Raw genomic sequence first — 16,079 nt, 5'->3', positions numbered from 1 at the left:
AACGGCACTGACATCGAAGTGTGCAGCTAGCGCGTCGAAAACACATAGATATTTCTGATAGTTGCAAGCTATTCACCAAATCGGCACAGTCATGAGGTCCGGAGAATGTCGGCCCTGAGAGACGGTTTCCGGGGCTCTTGGTACAGGGGCCAGTGCTCAGCCCCTAGCGAATAACCCTCGAAAACAACGGAAAAATCCGGCCTCCGCCGTATCGGGAGAACGCTTTCGCGAGGGCAAGTGGCGGTGGACGCGGGACTGACGTCGAACCTTCTCTGCCACCTAAGCCATTGATCTCGTTGGGATGAACCTCCAGTTCGAATTCCGGCTGATGCTAATGCGACAGAAATCCAACCCACTTAGAACCGGATGTAAGGCATCATAGCCAAGGGGATGATCATGGGGCTGTTCTTTAAGCAGGAGAATGTGGAGCGTTTGGTCATGGCCTGACGCTACCCGGCACCCCACCGAGGCTCAAGCCGAGCTGCTCTGACAGAGCCATCTGGCTACAATCGTTCGGGATCCGGCTTCAAAGCCCGACCCAAATCCCGCCTTCTTCGCTTGACCGCGCTGCGGCCGAGATGAAGCGCACGCCAGCCAACCCGTCCGACACCGTCGGCAACAGGATGTTGATGCTCGGTTTCGTGCCGCCCCGATACGCACGCACTTGGCCGGCCGCCTCGGCATAGAGCGTGGCAAAGGCCTCAAGATAGCCTTCCGGATGGCCTGCTGGAAGGCGACCTGGCGTAGCAACGCCATCGCCCCCATGCTGCAAGGTTCGAGTTGGCTTCTCGATAGGGGTATACTGCAGATCGTCGGGTCGTTCGTGATCCCAAAGAAGGCCACCAGCCTCGCCGGCCACGCGAATGCGAAGACCATTCTTGGATCCGGGCGCAACCTGGCTTGCCCAGATCATGCCCTTGGCCCCGCTCTCGAACCGGAGCAGGACCGCCGCATTGTCATCAAGCGCCCGGCCCGGTCCGAAAGCCGTCAGATCCGCCAGCACTGCAGTTGGGACAAGCCCGGTTACGAAAGTTGCAAGGTTGAAGGCATGGGTTCCGATATCTGCGATGCAGCCGCCAGGGCCAGACTGCGCCGGGTCTGTGCGCCATGCAGCCTGCTTATTGCCCGAGATCTCGACCGGCTTGGCTAGCCAATCCTGCAAATACTCCACCTGAATATGGCGGACGCGGCCGATTCGACCGGCCGCAATCAGGGTCCGCGCCTCGCGGACCATCGGATAGCCGGTGTAGGTTTGCGTCAGGATAAAGGGCAGGCCAGTCTCGGCGACCAACGTGACCAGCGCCTCAGCGTCTTCGACGGATGTTGCAAGCGGTTTGTCGCAGATTACAGGAATTCCAGCGCGTAGAAAAGTCGTGGCCACCGGGACATGCAGATGATTGGGCGTAACAATGGCCACGGCATCTATGCCGTCTGTCCGTGCCGCCTCGGCCTTTGCCATCGCAGCGAAGCTGCCATAGCTGCGCTCAGCCGCGATCCCCAGGTCCGCCGCTGATTCAGCGGCCCGGTCCGGGTCTGACGAAAACGCCCCGGCCACCAGTTCCCATTGGCCATCCAATCGCGCCGCAATGCGGTGCACGCCACCGCTGAAGGCACCCTTGCCGCCCCCCACCATGCCAAGTTTCAGGGACATTTATAGTACTCCTGCGATCCACACACTGCGCTACGTTCTGCCAGTGCACCCTTAAGCGGCGACAACACGGCCCGAGGCGTCAAAGAGATGGTAATGTTGCGCTTTGGGTGCGACCGACAACGTTGTGCCAGCTGCGACCTCTGCAGTGCCGGGCAAGCGAACGGTCATCAATTCTTCGTCCCCGATATCGAGGTAGATGAAACTGTCGGCACCAAGGCTCTCGGAATGGACCGCCACACCCGTCCAGGCGCCGCCTTCGCCGCCGACGATGTCCAAATGCTCGGGCCGGACGCCCACATGGTGCGCGGGGTAAGCCGCCGCCTTTGCACCCGACAGGATGTTCATCTTCGGCGAGCCGATGAACTGCGCCACGAACAGCGAGTTAGGTGTGTTGTACAGGTCCATCGGCGTGCCGATCTGTTGTATCTCGCCATCCTTGAGGACCACGATGCGATCGGCCATGGTCATCGCCTCGACCTGATCATGGGTGACGTAGATCATTGTCGTGTCGGGAAGTGCGTCGCTGAGGCGCGAGATTTCGATACGCATTTTTAGCCGCAACGCCGCGTCGAGGTTCGAGAGCGGCTCGTCGAACAGGAAAACCTTCGGATTGCGCACAATGGCGCGGCCGATGGCGACGCGCTGGCGTTGGCCGCCCGACAAATCCTTCGGCTTGCGCGCCAGGTAGGGCTCCAGATGCAGCGTATCGGCTGCTGCGGCCACGGCGGCATCGCGCTCGGCTTTCGGCATCTTGGCGATGCGCAGCGCGTAGGCCATGTTTTCGGCCACGGTCATGTGCGGGTAAAGCGCGTAGGTCTGAAACACCATCGCGATACCGCGCTGCGACGGTGGAGTGTCGTTCACCACCCGCCCATCGATGGCAATGGTTCCCGAGGTGACAGCTTCCAGCCCGGCAATGGACCGCAGCAGGGTCGACTTGCCGCAACCGGAGGGGCCGACGAAGACGATGAACTCTCCTGATTTGATGTCGAGGTCGATGCCTTTGAGCACGTCCACGGTCCCGAAACTCTTGCGCAGGTTGGTGATTTTGATGTCGGACATTGTGTCCTCCGGGGGCTGAAGGGGGGAAGCTGCGGGCGGTCTAGCGGACGAACACGGCCTTCTCGGTTTCGCGGGCGTCAAACATGCGGAATGCGGTTTCGGCCTCGGCCAGAGCGAAGGTATGGGTGGCCAGCCGCTCAAGATCGATGTTGTGCGTCTGGATCAACTGCAGGATGTCGGCGTATTCGTCGATGCTGAAATACCAGGAGCCGAACACGGTGACCTGCTTGCGGATCAGTTGCTCACTGGGCCTGATCGTGGTCGAGGCGGCCTCGCCCACCATCGCCAGTTTGCCCATCGGAGCAAGCGCATCGAGCGCCATGTTGTGGGCGACGCTTTGTCCGGAGCAGTCGATAGCGCCAGTCAGCCCCTCGCCGCCCGAGAATTCCTTGATCTGATCGGCGGCGGTGGCATCGCGGGGGTCAAGCACGAGGTCGGCCCCAAGAGACAGCGCAAAGGCCCGGCGTTCCTCGATCGGATCAAGTGCAACAACCCGTCCGCCCATTGCCTTTGCGGCCAGCGTCCCTGCCGTCCCCATTGGCCCCATACCCCAGATCCCGACGCGCGACAAACCGTTCACCCCCAGCTTGCGTGCTGCAGAGAACAGCGTGCCGAAAGCATCGGTCGAAATCGCAGCGGCGAGATGCGACATGCCCTTGGGGCTTTTCAGAAGGTTGCGGGCCGGAACCTTCAGAAACTCGGCATTGCCGCCATCCATGGTGAAGCCTAGACATTTCCACTTGGCGCAAAGATAGAAATGCCCGGTGCGGCAGTGATGGCAAACGCCGCAACCAACTCCAAGATAGACCGCGACATTGTCGCCTTCAGCAAACTCGGTTACGGCTTCGCCGACCTTCACGACAACGCCCGCAGGTTCATGGCCGCAGACGAATTGGTTCGAGTCGCCTCCCGAGATCACCGCGTTGCCGTAGTAAAGGCTCAGGTCGCTGCGGCAGATGCACGAGGCCTTGATCTCGACGAGAACCTCATCAGGGCCAATATCGGGCACCGGCACGGCGCGAACTTCTACCTGCTTGTTGCCCGGCAGGAAAACGGCGGTCATTTTAACCATTCTGGATCTCCATCCATGGAGGGTGTCACTTGACTGCACCAGCCGACAGGCCGCGCACAAACGAACGCTGCATGGCCAAGAACAGCACCAAGAGCGGGGCAAAGGCGATCAGACCGGCAGCAGCGATGCCGCCATAATCGACGCCGTAACGTCCTTGCAGGCTTGCCGCGCCAACCGTGATGGTTTTCAGCGTTTCGGTTTGCAGCACAACAAGCGGCAGAAGGTATTCCTGCCAGGAAAACAGAAAGACAATCAGCGTCAGGGACATGAGGCCCGGCCGGGCCAACGGCACCACCACGGTAAGGAACCCGAAAAGTGGTGTCGCGCCGTCCATGGTGGAGGCCTCAATCAACTCATCGGGGACTTCCTGCATGACGGTGCGCATCATGAATACCGAAAACGGCATCAGCAGCGCCGCCTGCGGAAGGATGACTCCGATATGGGTGTCGATCACCCCCATCGCCTGCAGGTTGCCGTAAAGCGCCACGATAACCGAAGGCGCTGGCACCACGAGCCCGGCAAGGAACAGCGCGAACAGCGCCTCGCGGCCGCGAAACCGCATCTTCGCGAAGGCGTAACCGGCCAGCGGCGCGGTCAGCAGCACAAGGATGGTGACCGCCACCGAGATCTTGAGCGAGTTCCAGAAGAAGGTCGAGAACCCGCTTTCGGTCCAGACGCGCACATAGTTGGCCGTCTCGATCGGCCATGGCAGGCTGAGCGGCCCGTCGAAGAGATCAGATTCGCTGCGCATCGAGGCCAGCAGCACAAGGTAGACCGGCGCCAGCGCATAAAGGGCGAAGAGCGCGAGGATGATCGTCTGCGAATGTTTGGTGAAACGGTTCATTTTGCCCTCAGAAGCCGGAAGGCGACCGCGCTGAGGCTCAGCACGATGACCAGAAGCACGACGGACAGGACCGAGGCGTAGCCGAAGTCGCCGACCAAGAAGAAGGTCTTGTAGACATGGGTGGTCAGCACCTCGGTGGCATAGCCGGGGCCGCCCTGGGTGGTGACCCAGATCAGGTCGAAGAAGCGCATTGCTTCAATGGCGGCATAAAGGCCGAGGAACAAAGTGGAGTTGCTCAAGAGCGGCACGGTTATGTCGCGAAACTTGCGCCACCAAGGCGCGCCGTCGACTTCAGCCGCCTCGTAAAGCGAGGGGTCGATCGATTGGATGGCGCCAAGGTAGATCACTACGCAAAAGCCAAAGAAGGTCCAAGCGCCGACCACGTTGAGTGACACCAGCGCTGTGCTTTCCTCGGCAAGCCACGCACCGGCGAGGTTGCCGAGACCTACCATGTCGAGCCCGTAATTGAGCAAACCGAACAAGGGGTTGTAGATCCAGCCCCAGATGATCCCCGCGACCACCAGCGGGATGGTGCGGGGGATGAAGTAGATGGCACTCATCACCTGGATAGTGCGCGGGCTCCGCTCTGCTAGGATCGCCGCAAGCAGCAGGCCCGCCAATAGCGGGAAGGCCAGTGTCAGCACGACCCAGATCGCATTGTGGCCAAGTGCCGCCCAGAACACCGTATCCGATCCAAGGCGCGCATAATTGGCGAAGCCGACGAATTCCTGCAAGATGCCGTTGTCCCAAGAAAAGAACGAGTAGGCCGTCACCTGCAGGATCGGCACCACTACGAAAGCGCCGTAGAGCAACAGCGCCGGCAGAATAAAAATGTAGGCGGGGCGCGAGGACATTGCTGTGCATCCTTCATGAGGTGCGGGAGTTGGCGGGTCGCTTCCTGCGGCCCGCCAGAACTTGCTCAGGGAATCCAGCGCTCTCCGTTCGCGCCAGCAGTTTCCCATGCCGTCTGCATGGTCTGCAGGAATTCCTCGGGCGTGACCTCACCGCCGACAAGGCGCTGCAACTCGGGGTAGAGAACCTGCGTCATGCTTTCGGGCAGAGTCGTGTGCAGATCGTAGAAATTTGCGTCGGGTGTTGCGAGACCACCGGTGAAAAACTCCTGCACCACCGGGTCCGCCCCCCATGCTGCCAATTCCTCGGGCGTAGTGCCGATGGGCACAGTGTAGCCCTTCTGCACCCAGACCTGTCGGCTTTCGGGCGAGACAAGGCAGTTTAGGTAGGCGGCCGCTGCATCGCGGACTTCGGGTGTTGCAGTCGCAGAAAGTTGCCATTGCGACCCCTCTCCCCACATCGTCCCCGGGGCCACGCCGTCGGCGATGGGGGGCAGCATGAAGACGCCAAGGTCGAATTCGGCACCACGGATCATGTCCTGCAGCACCCAGGTGCCGGTGATGGTCATCGCCGCCCGGCCCGACAGGAACAGCGCATTGGCCTCGTCATAACCGACACCGTTAAAGCCGCGCGGAAAATAGTCGGCTTCGGCCCAGGCCTGGAACGTCTGAGCGGCCTGCACGAAGGCCGGGTTGGTCCACGGTTCGTCGCCGAAAAGCACCTTCTCCTCCAACGCACGCCCGGCGGTCAGGCCGAGGATCAGGCTGAAGGTGTTGGTCGCGGGCCAGCGGTCGCGGTTGCCGAAGGCGACCGGGATGATCCCGTCGGCCTTGAGCGTCTCGACCAGCGCCTGGAACTCGGCATAGGTGGTGGGCACCGTCAGGCCTTTTTCGGCGAACAGGGCCTTGTTGTAGTAGACCCCCATCAGGTCCTGCTCCATCGGCAGCCCGTAGACCTTGCCTTCGTAGGAGTTGCGGCCCTTGTAGAACTCGTTGACCTGATCCCAGCCATACTTGGCATAGTAGTCATCAAGCGGCGCCAGCGCGCCAACGCGGGCATAGCCGGACAGCACCGACGCGGCGGGCCAGGTGTAGGCCAGATCGGGCGTCTTGCCCGCTGAAACGGCCAGACGATAGCTATCGCGGATGCCAATGGAGGGGGCGATGGTACGCAGCACCTCAGTACCGTTCAGCGATGGTTTGCACGTGGCGATCAGCTCGTCCATCGCCGGACCGGCGGCGGTGATGCCGCTTTGCGCAAACTGGTCCCACTGGGTCACCACAATGGTGTCCTGCGCTGCAGCCTGCGTGGCGATGAACAGCACCAAAGGTGCGCTACAGGCGGTTCGTGTCATGTTCATTCCTCCCAGTTGGAATTGCCCCGCTGCCCCGATCCGGGGCTGGGGGGAGTTTTTAGAGAATGGACTTCAGGTAGGCGTGGGCACGGCGGGCCATATCGTCCGGCTCGACGTTACGGCGGTTGAAGCCGATTTCCATTGCCAGGTAGCCATCGTAACCGATGTCACGAAGCGCCTGGATCAGCGATACATAGTCCACCACACCGCTGCCTGGTGCCTCGCGGTTCACGTCGGCCAGATGTATGTGCCTAAGCCGCTTTCCGAGCCGGTAGACATAGTCGGTTGGGACCTCGTTGCGGTAGAGGCTGTGGTAGGTGTCGAACATCGCGCCGACGTTCGGCCGGTCAACCGCATCCATCAGCGCGATGACATCGTCGCAAGAGTCGATCAGGTTGCTGTCCGCCGATGTCGGCTCGACCGCGACGGTAACACCTGCCTTAGCGGCGTGGTCAGCGACCTCGCCCAAGGCGGCGGTTGTCCATTCCAGAGCCTGCGGCCGCGCGGTCCCGAACACCTGCCACCCGGCGACGTAGAGCAACGTCGGCGCGCCCCATTCGGCGCAGAGGTCGGTGACTTTCTTGTACATGTCGATGGCGGCAGCGCGTTCAGCCGCATCGGGGGAGGCGACGTTGTAGCCCGCGCCACCTCCGGGTGCCGGCAACATGCTAGAAACGGCAATCCCCTCCCCATCAAGGACTTGCCGGATCTCGCGCCGGCGGGCCGCATTAAGATAATCGGGAAAGGCATGCGGCGCAGCGGCCCCGATCTCGATTCCGTCATAGCCGATCCGCGCAAGGCGCTTGATCGCCTCTTCCAGCGGATAGGACGGCACCCAGACCGGAAAACCGGAATAGACCCAAGTGTTGAATGCAAGTTTCATGATGCCCTCCCAAGCTCACTGTCGCGACCAATCATCCACCGACGCAGGTTGTTGACCGCGCCCCACCTTGATGGACCCCCGGGGGTTATCCCAGGCAGCAAGATGACCATACTGGACACTGAAAATCGCCAATACCCACCAACTTGTCCAATTTGGACATCGTAGGCGTCGGCGTCCAAAACGGACATGTGGACGTGGCCTTTGCTAGTCGGATACAGATTGGACAGATTTCCATCCGGACAATTCGGACCAATCGGTTCCATATCTTCAGGGGGGCGCAAGATTGACCAATCCTGCCACCAAAGGCCGCCATCGCACCGAGCATGAACGTCCGGAGGGCCCCTACGAAGTTGTTGACTCGAAATCTGCCGGACAAAAGGCGATCCGCGACGAACAGATTCGCTTTGTCGATTTCGTCGGCCAGATATACGACGGCGCAGAAACTCTGCTTGGTCCCGCTGGCCATCAGCGCGAGATGCGCATGATCCTGCATCTGATCGGCAGCCATTTTGACGGCCAGTTGGTAACAGGCTCTTCGCTGGCCGCTGCGTCGGGGCTCAGCTACGGAACCGCCCTTCGGACCATCGACGATCTGGACGAGCGCGGCCTTTTGGTTCGGCGTGAGCGAACGGCATCGGGGCGGTCACACTCGTTGCACCCTTCGGCTAAGTTGCTAGCCCGTTGGCGTCAGTTCGCATACCGCGGCGACGCGCTGATGCGTGGCACACTACGAAAGGAGGCGACGCCGAAGCCACGTCGCACGGCGCCGCCGACAGTCCTGCCGCCGCCGTCGGTGCTGGACACAAAGCTGAGCCTCGGCGGCGGTCTGCGCGTTCTGGTCCACGCGGATCCGACCTTTATGGCGATGCTGAACCTTAAGCGTCAGTTTGAGATGATCATGGGCACGGGCATCGAAAGCCGCGCGCACTCCATCGACCGGCTGCGCGTCGAGTTGAGCGCCAATGCAAAACGGGCGGTATCGCAGTATGACATCGTGGCGGTCGATCTGCCCTGGTTCGGTGAGATGGCGGAGGAAGGTCGTCTGTTACCGCTGGACGCCCTGATCGCCGAAACCGGGTTCGACCAGTCCGATATCTATCCCGATGCGCTTGCCAGTTCATCCTGGCAGGGCGTGCAATACGGCGTACCGATAATGGTGTCCGGAGAGATACTGGTCTACCGCAAAGACCTTCTGGCCGCCGCTGGGCTGGAACCTCCACGAACCGTCGAACAGACTCTGGTGGTAGCGCGGACCCTGCACGACCCTAAGGCAGGGCTGGCAGGGATAAGTTGGAACGGCGGTCGAGGAACGCCCCTTGGCCATACCTTCCTGATGATCATGAGCGCCTTCGGACAGCCTATCATCGACCTGCGGCCCACCAACGATGGCTTTGACGCCGAACACGTTGCGCCCGCCAACATGCGTCCGATGTTCCAATCCGACGCCGCCCGGCAGACAGTGGAGTATCTGCTCGATCTGCTGGAAGTATCGCCGCCGGGCATCTTACAGATGAACTGGTACGACCGGGCGCGCAGCTACGCCACGGGAAGTGCGGCAATGGCCTATTCACATTCGATCCTGGCACCTATTCACGAAACCGACCAAACCTCGCCGGCGCATTTGTGCACAGGTTACGCCCCGCATCCGACGGGGCCCAAAGGACGGCCGATCGTTCCGATGGGAGGCTATTCACTGGCTATCCCGGCCAACATAGCGGCCAATCGCATCGGCGAAGTCTGGCGAGCGCTGCAAGCCTTCACCACAGCGTCGGCGACCAAGCTGTACCTTGCCAACGGCAGTCTTGCGAGCCCGAGGACCAGCGTGAGCCGCGACCCCGAGGTGGCGGCATTGTCCCCACTGATCTCGGCTATAGATGAAATGGCTGGGAAGGGGTACATGCGGATGTGGCCTCGCCCTCCGGTTCCCGGCATAGCCGATCTCATCGCCATCGCAGGCGAGGAGATACACGACGTTCTTAGCGGCACCAAGACAATGCGCGAGGCGCTGACGACGGCCCAAGGCCGTGCCGAGTATCTGCCGCAGTTCCGGAAGAACTCTTAGCGGATTCTCGAGGGTAACCTAGTTAGCGTTCAGCCCATGCGCCCGCGCCCCCAGTTTTTCCTTCCAGAACCCTTCTCGAGCAATGATGTCCGTAAGAGCCATGTCGGGCGATGCGATCTCGAGGATAGATACCGTGTAATCTCGATGGCCTCCCGCTCGAAGCAACGCATTTCCTCCGTGGCCATTCGCAAGATATGAACGCCATCGCCCAATGAAGCCATCCACCCCTGCCGCAGACCCGACGTACTGTTCGCCAATAGCCGTCACCAAGAGATAGATCCCTCGAACGCGCTCCAAAGCTCCAATCCAGGACTCTGGGAACGTTGGGATTTCGCTGATCCGCGCTCGAAAGGATGAAAAACCAGGGAAAGGCGGCTCATACGGCTGCTGCCGTAGCTCCAGGATTTCCTTCTCGTTTCTGCTTGCCCACTGTGACCAGGCACGCGTACCAGCGCCCCAGCGAACCAACAGGCGCCCAGCATATGCAGTATGCTCTGACCCCCTTTACTCATCCACCTGAAACCAGAGCCGATGGTTGAAATTGGCGCGGTTGCGCGTTGTGAGCAATGGGCGAGCGGCGGAGCGTTTCCGTTTCGAGAAGCCGGTCGCCCATTGCGGTGAGTTTGGCAGCATAGGCTGCGGGTGTGAGATAGCCGAGCGCGGAGTGCGGCCTGGTTGCGTTGTAATCAGCGACCCAGCGCGCGACGGCAGATCGTGCGTGGTCGAGGCCAAAAAACAGCGTCTCATTCAAGAGTTCGTCCCTCATCTTGGAATTGAAGGCTTCGCAGATTCCGTTCTGCATGGGCTTTCCCGGTGCGATGAAGTGCCAAGGCACCCCTGCGTCTTCGCTCCAGGCCAGCATCGCATTGGAAGTGAACTCCGTGCCGTGGTCGCTGACGATGAGTCCAGGCTTGCCGCGCCGCTCAATCAACGTTGTGAGTTCCCTTGCAACGCGGCGACCTGAGATGGAGGTATCGACGACCGCAGCCAGGCACTCCTTCGTTACATCGTCGATGACGTTGAAGATGCGGAAGCGCCTACCATGCGCGAACTGGTCATGGACGAAATCGACAGACCAGCGTGCATTCGGCATGACCATGCTCAGCAAGGGTGCGCGTGTGCCACTGGCCTTCTTGCGGCCCTTCCGCTTTCGCACGGACAGGCCTTCCTCACGGTAGATCCGTTGCGTCTTCTTGTGGTTCACCGAATGGCCTTCTCGCCGCAGCAAGACATGCAGCCGCCGATAGCCGAAGCGGCGCCGTTCGCCCGCCAGCGTCCGCAGGCGCTCGCGCAGATCTGTATCGTCTGGTCGGCAACTGCGATATCGGATGGAGGTCCGGTCCGCTCCGACCACGGAACACGCCCGCCGCTCGCTCATCTCGTGATGCTCCACAAGGATCGCGACGGCTTCGCGCCTAGCGGCGGGCGTTACCACTTTCGCGACAGCAAATCCTTCAAGGCAGCCTGATCCAAAAGCGACTCTGCCAACAACCGCTTCAGACGGGCGTTCTCGTCCTCAAGCTGCTTCAGGCGCTTCGCGTCCGAAACATCCATGCCGCCAAACTTGGCCTTCCACGCGTAAAAGGTCGCTTCCGACATCCCGTGCTTGCGGCACAGTTCCGTCGTCTTCGCCCCAGCCTCCTGCTCTCGCAAAATCCCAATGATCTGCTCTTCCGTGAACTTCGATCTCTTCATGTCCGATCCTCTCAGTGGGCCGGACTCTAGCATCAGATGGAGGAGTTATCGGGGGTCAGAGCAAACCTTCTCCACGTTAGCAGAAGGATTGGAGTTCGTTGCGCTAGTCCCAAAGCAGTCGCATAAACAAAGATTTATGGATCGCGTTTTACTGTCGACTGGTGGCTCTTGCATACTCTGCTGAGTGCGCCAGCAAACCCAAGATGAAGGCTTTGAGGGTGGCTCCGGTTTGATCTCGATCAGCGGGATCAACCCCAAGAACCCCCAAGATTACGTCTAAGGCATTGGCACCAACATCGCCGCCTGTCGACCAAGTTACGGCTTCGTCGCGTGGTTGCAGCGACGCAGAGATTGGCGCCGCGACCCAAACTTGGCGAGCGATTTGACTATCCGTATCGACACTTCTGATTTCGCGATACTTTTCAATCTTCTGCAGACGATCCCACACATTTCCGACGGTTGTGTATTTTGCGTCGATCACAGCGGCATATGCGAGCCGGTAGTCGCGCAGATCGGCGCTTGGCGCCAAGATCTCCAACACTATGTCCGGCGTCCATGGAGAAGCTGAATTTCCGCGGTAAAGAGAATCCATACCCTGCGCCGCTTCGCGCGGGAGGATGGTGGGTTCATAGCGCAGACGCACGATACGTTTGTCCGGGGCTTCAAAATCGATGGCCGCATTGCGATCTAGATCGACCGAGAAACGATCTCTTGCTATCGGCTCGAATATTGAATTGTGCGAAATGCAAGACAGCCCAGCGGCTTGTAGTGCTGCAGAGAACTGGAAAAAAACCCACTGCTCGAAGATCGTTTCGATCGACTTGGCACCTTCCGCGTCTCCTTGCTCCACAACAATCGCTGTGTTGTTCAGGAAAGCCAACATCAATCTCGCGGCACGCGCATACTTTGGATGGCTTCGGAAGAAGGGGCCGTTGAAACTAGCAAGAAAGCCCTGTCGGCCCATTCGGGTGACAGGTACGGAAAAACTCTGCATCGCCCTGTGGACCTCGGTCATCGTGCCTTCGCAGGCATCGACGATTTCCTGCAACCTCGCGATCTTCGGGTCCTCGCGCAGTTCAATGAACCGGGCCAATGCTGCGTCAGCACTTCCATAGCTGCGTTTTTGCGCAAGGCGCATCTCACGCTCCGACCGGGCACGCCTAAGGCTACGCTCGACTCTCCGCCGGAGGAGATCCATGAACGCGACGAGCACCCGGTTCTCTCGAGTGTTCCTGACCTGTTCCGATGTCGCAAGTTCCACAAGCCTGCCGGATCGCACGGCGTCGCGAGCGGTAAGGCCTCGGTGGGCAAACCGCTGCACGACATCGGGTGTGAGCCGCTCTCCCGGCCTAAGCGGCCGAGTTATCTGCATTGGTCGGAGTTCCGTGTGAGGATCCTCGAGAATATCAGCAATGACTGGAGAGAAGCACTTCCAGAAGCGCCGGATCTGGCTCAGTTCCAGACGTGCCGTTAGAGGCTGTACACCGCTACCGTGGGAAGAGGGAAGCTGCGCCAACGCAAGACGGGATTTCGAGATCAGATCGAGTAACAACTCGACACTAATGCGCCGCATGTCTTCGAACATGGCGTCATATGCGTTCTCGGACAGCTTGCTGGGCTCGACCAACGCGAGAGTTCGCGCAAGAATGTCGCCCGTTGCCGCATCGCGAAGGCTGATCGGGGTCACGCCGGATGCGCCATCCAGACACGGCGATGCCGGCCACTCCAGACGCGATCGGCGCTCCTGCGGTGCTTCAGCGATCGGAATGTCCCCAATCGTTATCTGGTAGGTCACACCCTCGTCATAGTCGTCAACCTCAAAGCCGACGCGTGTCGTTTCCTGCACCTCGAAGCTCTGCACGGATTGAGCCCCGCCAACGGAGGTTTCGAGCAGTGTCGAGCGACCAGTAAAGACGATGAAGCGTGTCATTCTTCCCCGAGGAACACATCGTCGGAAGCGCGCGCGTCAGACTCTAGGCGGGCGAGAGATTTGAGGGTCTTTGGGACGTCGCATATCTTTTCGAGCTTGCCAGAAAGTCGCCTCAAGGCTTCCAGTGCTCCCGGCCGGTACAGCCCCCTGATCTGTGGCAGGATGCGTTGCCGCAGTTGCATATCTAGTGCCTGATCAAAGCTGCAAATGCTCTCGGGAGCATTGGCGATGAAACTGCAGATCGACGTCTGACGCCTATGGGTGAGCCCGCAGCCAAGCATACTCAGGTCTGGTTGAATGTCGCTCAACACCTCAATCGTGCGAGCAGGCACGTTAGTGTTCCGTGTCCACCGATCACGGTCCGACTGAAGCACAGCCTGCCCCTCGACCACCCTAGCCCCGGTCCGAGCATTCATTCCCAGAACGGGAAGACGTTCGTCCACCACGAATTCGATCAGGTTGCACCGATCCAGAAGGCGCATCGACAAGGGACGCGTCGTTTCGTCGAAATTCACGGTGCCTACGATGATCAGGTTCGGCGAGAGTTCGAGACGTGCGTATGGTCGGTAGGGATCATCGTTTCGTACGGCGTTGGGATCGAAGACGCTAATGAACTGACTTCCCGGCGAGCGCGATATCGCCTGAATAACATCAGCAAGGTAGTGTTCAGGCTGCGCAATGTTCAGCTCTTCGAGGCAGGCAGTGAACACCGGAGCGGAGGGTCCAAGGGTCTTGCGTGCATGAGAGGCGAGAATCATTTGATTCAGCAATCCCGAAGCCGCCGGTACGAAGCTGTGTTCGAGCGCGTCGGTATAGCCGAGCAGGTCCGCAGGGCTTGTCCAAGATGGGCTAACGTCCACTGCCAGATAGCCCTTGGCGACGTCCTGTCCTGCAAGAGCTTCCGCATAAAGGACAGGCAGAGACGATTTTCCCGATCCAGACGCGCCGCCCAGAATGACCGGCGCACGCTCCTTAGCGGAAAGGTGAAAAGCCAGAAGATCCTCTCGGTCAAAGATGAAGCCGCAAGCTTCAACATGCGATACGAACCTCTCGAAGAAAGCCGACTCTGACATTGGCGCCCGATCGGGCGCGGACGTTGGGAAGTCAGGCAGGTTGAGCGCGGGTGCCGAGGTTTTCGTCGTTGAAGTCCCTACCGGGGCGTCATCGCCTCTCAGTGACCCCCCAAGGCCGAGGCGACGCAGCAGAGGTTCAATGGCAATATAGTCGTTTAGCAATCCTTTGCGGTCGCTCGACAATCTTTCTGCAACGGCTTCCAGGCTTTGGCTGATCAGGTCTTCTTGAAGGATCAGTTCTTCCCATTTCGCCTCAAGTTCCTGTTTCGCGGCCTGTTCCCTCGCGTCCAGTTCCTCTTGGAGCGCATTGTAACGGCGCGCCCTCTCAGTTTCGAAATTCTCCCTCTCCGCCGCGTAGTCCGCCCTGAGGTTCTCCAACTGGATGCTGAGTTCCTTGATCCGCTCCTTGGCGCGGGCGTCGATCTGCGCCGCTTGCACCTCGACCCGCTTTTCGATTTCCTGCGCAACCGCCTGATCTATCTTTGGCTTGAAGCTGTCATCCGAGAGCAGCGCGTCGAAGATCTGATCCAGCGCGTCGAGTTCCTTGCCCTTGCCTTCCAGCAAGCCGCGGACCCGTGCGATCACGGAAGGGGAAGACTGCGCCTCCTCGGCAAATCTGCCGAGCCGGTCCAAAAACTCGCGCCGCTCCTTTCGAGACAGGAAATCCCTCGAAACCTGCCGGACAGCATCCTGCAAGGACACGAGGTCGACCTCCTGCGCTCCTTCTCGCAACTCTTCATAAAGAGCACCTGTGATGGCGTGGTAGCGAACCGTATGCCCGATCTGATCGTTCGGCTTGCTTGCATCGCGCTGCACGACGACCTGGTGTCGGATTTGGCCGTGACGGCCCTCAACATCACCAGCCTCAATTCGGTAGATAGCATTCGGTGCGACCGGCTTGGTGAAGCGGATTTCCGGCTCGATCAGACGGTCATTCTCGGGTCGATCGAGTTCGACCTTCAGCGGCCCATAGAGGTGGTCCCCAATCTGTACGAGGACATGCCGCGTCGGCTCGTGGTCGCAGCGCATACGAAAATCATCAAGGAGAGCGTTCGGATCGGTGAGATCGGTGCTAGGCATAAGGATCTCGATTAGATCCTTTGGGCCGGGAAGCGTGGGCTGAAGAAGTTGATAGATGTCCTTTTCAGACGACGACGACAGATCGATCGCATCCTCAATCCCGGACATGATGAGACAACCGGGCGGCGCATGTGTTACCCGGGCCTCGCCGCGCAACATCCACCAGGCTCGGCCGCGGTTGGGGAATTCGGATTGCCGGTTGCCGATGACTTCGCCGCTCGCGTCAGCGATTGGTACTACGGTTGAGAAATGGTTTGCACTGGCTCCGGCCTCAAAGCTCCGCTGCCCGACAGCGAAAAAGTACCTTTTTTCCTTTGATGCCAATTGCCTGCTCCCGCTACGTTTGGACAATATGCAGTGTTGCTCTACAGATGTGTGCGACGATCTCACTATTGCACGCTTGGCAGAAGATCAAAAACTTCATGATGAGCTTCTAACCAGCACGCACCCACGGTAGCCACGCCATGGCGTCGCTGCGGGACGTGGCTTTGCGGCACAGCTGTGCCTACGGCCGCAGGGGA

The 16,079-nt window shown here is 60.0% G+C and carries 11 protein-coding genes; 1 reads left to right on the top strand and 10 read right to left on the bottom strand.

Features of this window, described 5'->3' with window-relative positions; translation table 11 throughout:
• Positions 1–526 precede the first annotated feature (526 nt).
• The 7 genes from TabM4_RS06090 to TabM4_RS06060 form a co-directional block, all read right to left on the bottom strand.
• Positions 527–1,651, bottom strand: coding sequence for a Gfo/Idh/MocA family protein (locus TabM4_RS06090; protein ID WP_434619896.1), 1,125 nt, complete (start codon positions 1,649–1,651; stop codon positions 527–529).
• A 51-nt stretch (positions 1,652–1,702) separates the two neighbouring features.
• Complete coding sequence (locus TabM4_RS06085) at positions 1,703–2,713, bottom strand: ABC transporter ATP-binding protein (protein WP_434619893.1); 1,011 nt, start codon at positions 2,711–2,713, stop codon at positions 1,703–1,705.
• A 40-nt stretch (positions 2,714–2,753) separates the two neighbouring features.
• Positions 2,754–3,776, bottom strand: coding sequence for a zinc-binding dehydrogenase (locus TabM4_RS06080; protein WP_434619890.1), 1,023 nt, complete (start codon positions 3,774–3,776; stop codon positions 2,754–2,756).
• A 34-nt stretch (positions 3,777–3,810) separates the two neighbouring features.
• Positions 3,811–4,629, bottom strand: coding sequence for a carbohydrate ABC transporter permease (locus TabM4_RS06075; RefSeq protein ID WP_434619887.1), 819 nt, complete (start codon positions 4,627–4,629; stop codon positions 3,811–3,813).
• Entirely contained in the window at positions 4,626–5,483 is an 858-nt protein-coding gene (locus TabM4_RS06070; RefSeq protein ID WP_434619885.1) for a carbohydrate ABC transporter permease, read from the bottom strand. The genes TabM4_RS06075 and TabM4_RS06070 overlap by 4 nt, the downstream gene beginning before the upstream one ends.
• 65 nt (positions 5,484–5,548) lie before the next feature.
• Positions 5,549–6,835, bottom strand: coding sequence for an ABC transporter substrate-binding protein (locus tag TabM4_RS06065; protein WP_434619882.1), 1,287 nt, complete (start codon positions 6,833–6,835; stop codon positions 5,549–5,551).
• Between the two features lie 58 nt (positions 6,836–6,893).
• Positions 6,894–7,718 (bottom strand): sugar phosphate isomerase/epimerase family protein, encoded by an 825-nt coding sequence (locus TabM4_RS06060; protein ID WP_434619879.1) that lies wholly within the window; start codon positions 7,716–7,718, stop codon positions 6,894–6,896.
• Positions 7,719–8,001: 283 nt separating this feature from the next.
• Between TabM4_RS06060 and TabM4_RS06055 the strand changes: the two genes are divergently transcribed.
• Positions 8,002–9,780, top strand: a complete 1,779-nt coding sequence (locus TabM4_RS06055; RefSeq protein WP_434619875.1) for an ABC transporter substrate-binding protein — start codon at positions 8,002–8,004, stop codon at positions 9,778–9,780.
• Between the two features lie 508 nt (positions 9,781–10,288).
• Here TabM4_RS06055 and TabM4_RS06050 read toward each other — a convergent pair.
• The 3 genes from TabM4_RS06050 to TabM4_RS06040 all read right to left on the bottom strand — a co-directional run bounded on the left by TabM4_RS06050 (position 10,289) and on the right by TabM4_RS06040 (position 15,882).
• Positions 10,289–11,475, bottom strand: a protein-coding gene (locus tag TabM4_RS06050) for an IS3 family transposase (protein ID WP_434613863.1) whose coding sequence is annotated in 2 segments (ribosomal slippage) — positions 10,289–11,214 and positions 11,214–11,475 — 1,188 coding nt in all. Because the reading frame shifts where the segments join, the coding sequence is not laid out codon by codon here.
• Between the two features lie 148 nt (positions 11,476–11,623).
• Positions 11,624–13,405 carry a nuclease domain-containing protein gene (locus TabM4_RS06045; RefSeq protein ID WP_434619872.1) on the bottom strand — a complete coding sequence of 594 codons (1,782 nt, stop codon included), beginning with the start codon at positions 13,403–13,405 and terminating at the stop codon, positions 11,624–11,626.
• Positions 13,402–15,882 carry a hypothetical protein gene (locus tag TabM4_RS06040; protein WP_434619869.1) on the bottom strand — a complete coding sequence of 827 codons (2,481 nt, stop codon included), beginning with the start codon at positions 15,880–15,882 and terminating at the stop codon, positions 13,402–13,404. Before TabM4_RS06040 ends, TabM4_RS06045 begins: the two co-directional genes overlap by 4 nt.
• Between the last annotated feature and the right edge of the window lie 197 nt (positions 15,883–16,079).

Origin of the sequence: Tabrizicola sp. M-4 (assembly GCF_051132405.1) — a bacterium.
GTDB lineage: Bacteria > Pseudomonadota > Alphaproteobacteria > Rhodobacterales > Rhodobacteraceae > Paragemmobacter.
The sequence above is the reverse complement of the archived record's forward strand: the minus strand, read 5'-3'. Positions and strand labels throughout refer to the sequence as shown.

Coding starts and splice junctions, on each gene's coding strand:
- TabM4_RS06080 (WP_434619890.1), bottom strand. CDS start 3,776: ATGACCGCCGTTTTCCTGCCGGGCAACAAGCAGGTAGAAGTTCGCGCC.
- TabM4_RS06070 (WP_434619885.1), bottom strand. CDS start 5,483: ATGTCCTCGCGCCCCGCCTACATTTTTATTCTGCCGGCGCTGTTGCTC.
- TabM4_RS06045 (WP_434619872.1), bottom strand. CDS start 13,405: ATGACACGCTTCATCGTCTTTACTGGTCGCTCGACACTGCTCGAAACC.
- TabM4_RS06085 (WP_434619893.1), bottom strand. CDS start 2,713: ATGTCCGACATCAAAATCACCAACCTGCGCAAGAGTTTCGGGACCGTG.
- TabM4_RS06065 (WP_434619882.1), bottom strand. CDS start 6,835: ATGACACGAACCGCCTGTAGCGCACCTTTGGTGCTGTTCATCGCCACG.
- TabM4_RS06075 (WP_434619887.1), bottom strand. CDS start 4,629: ATGAACCGTTTCACCAAACATTCGCAGACGATCATCCTCGCGCTCTTC.
- TabM4_RS06090 (WP_434619896.1), bottom strand. CDS start 1,651: ATGTCCCTGAAACTTGGCATGGTGGGGGGCGGCAAGGGTGCCTTCAGC.
- TabM4_RS06060 (WP_434619879.1), bottom strand. CDS start 7,718: ATGAAACTTGCATTCAACACTTGGGTCTATTCCGGTTTTCCGGTCTGG.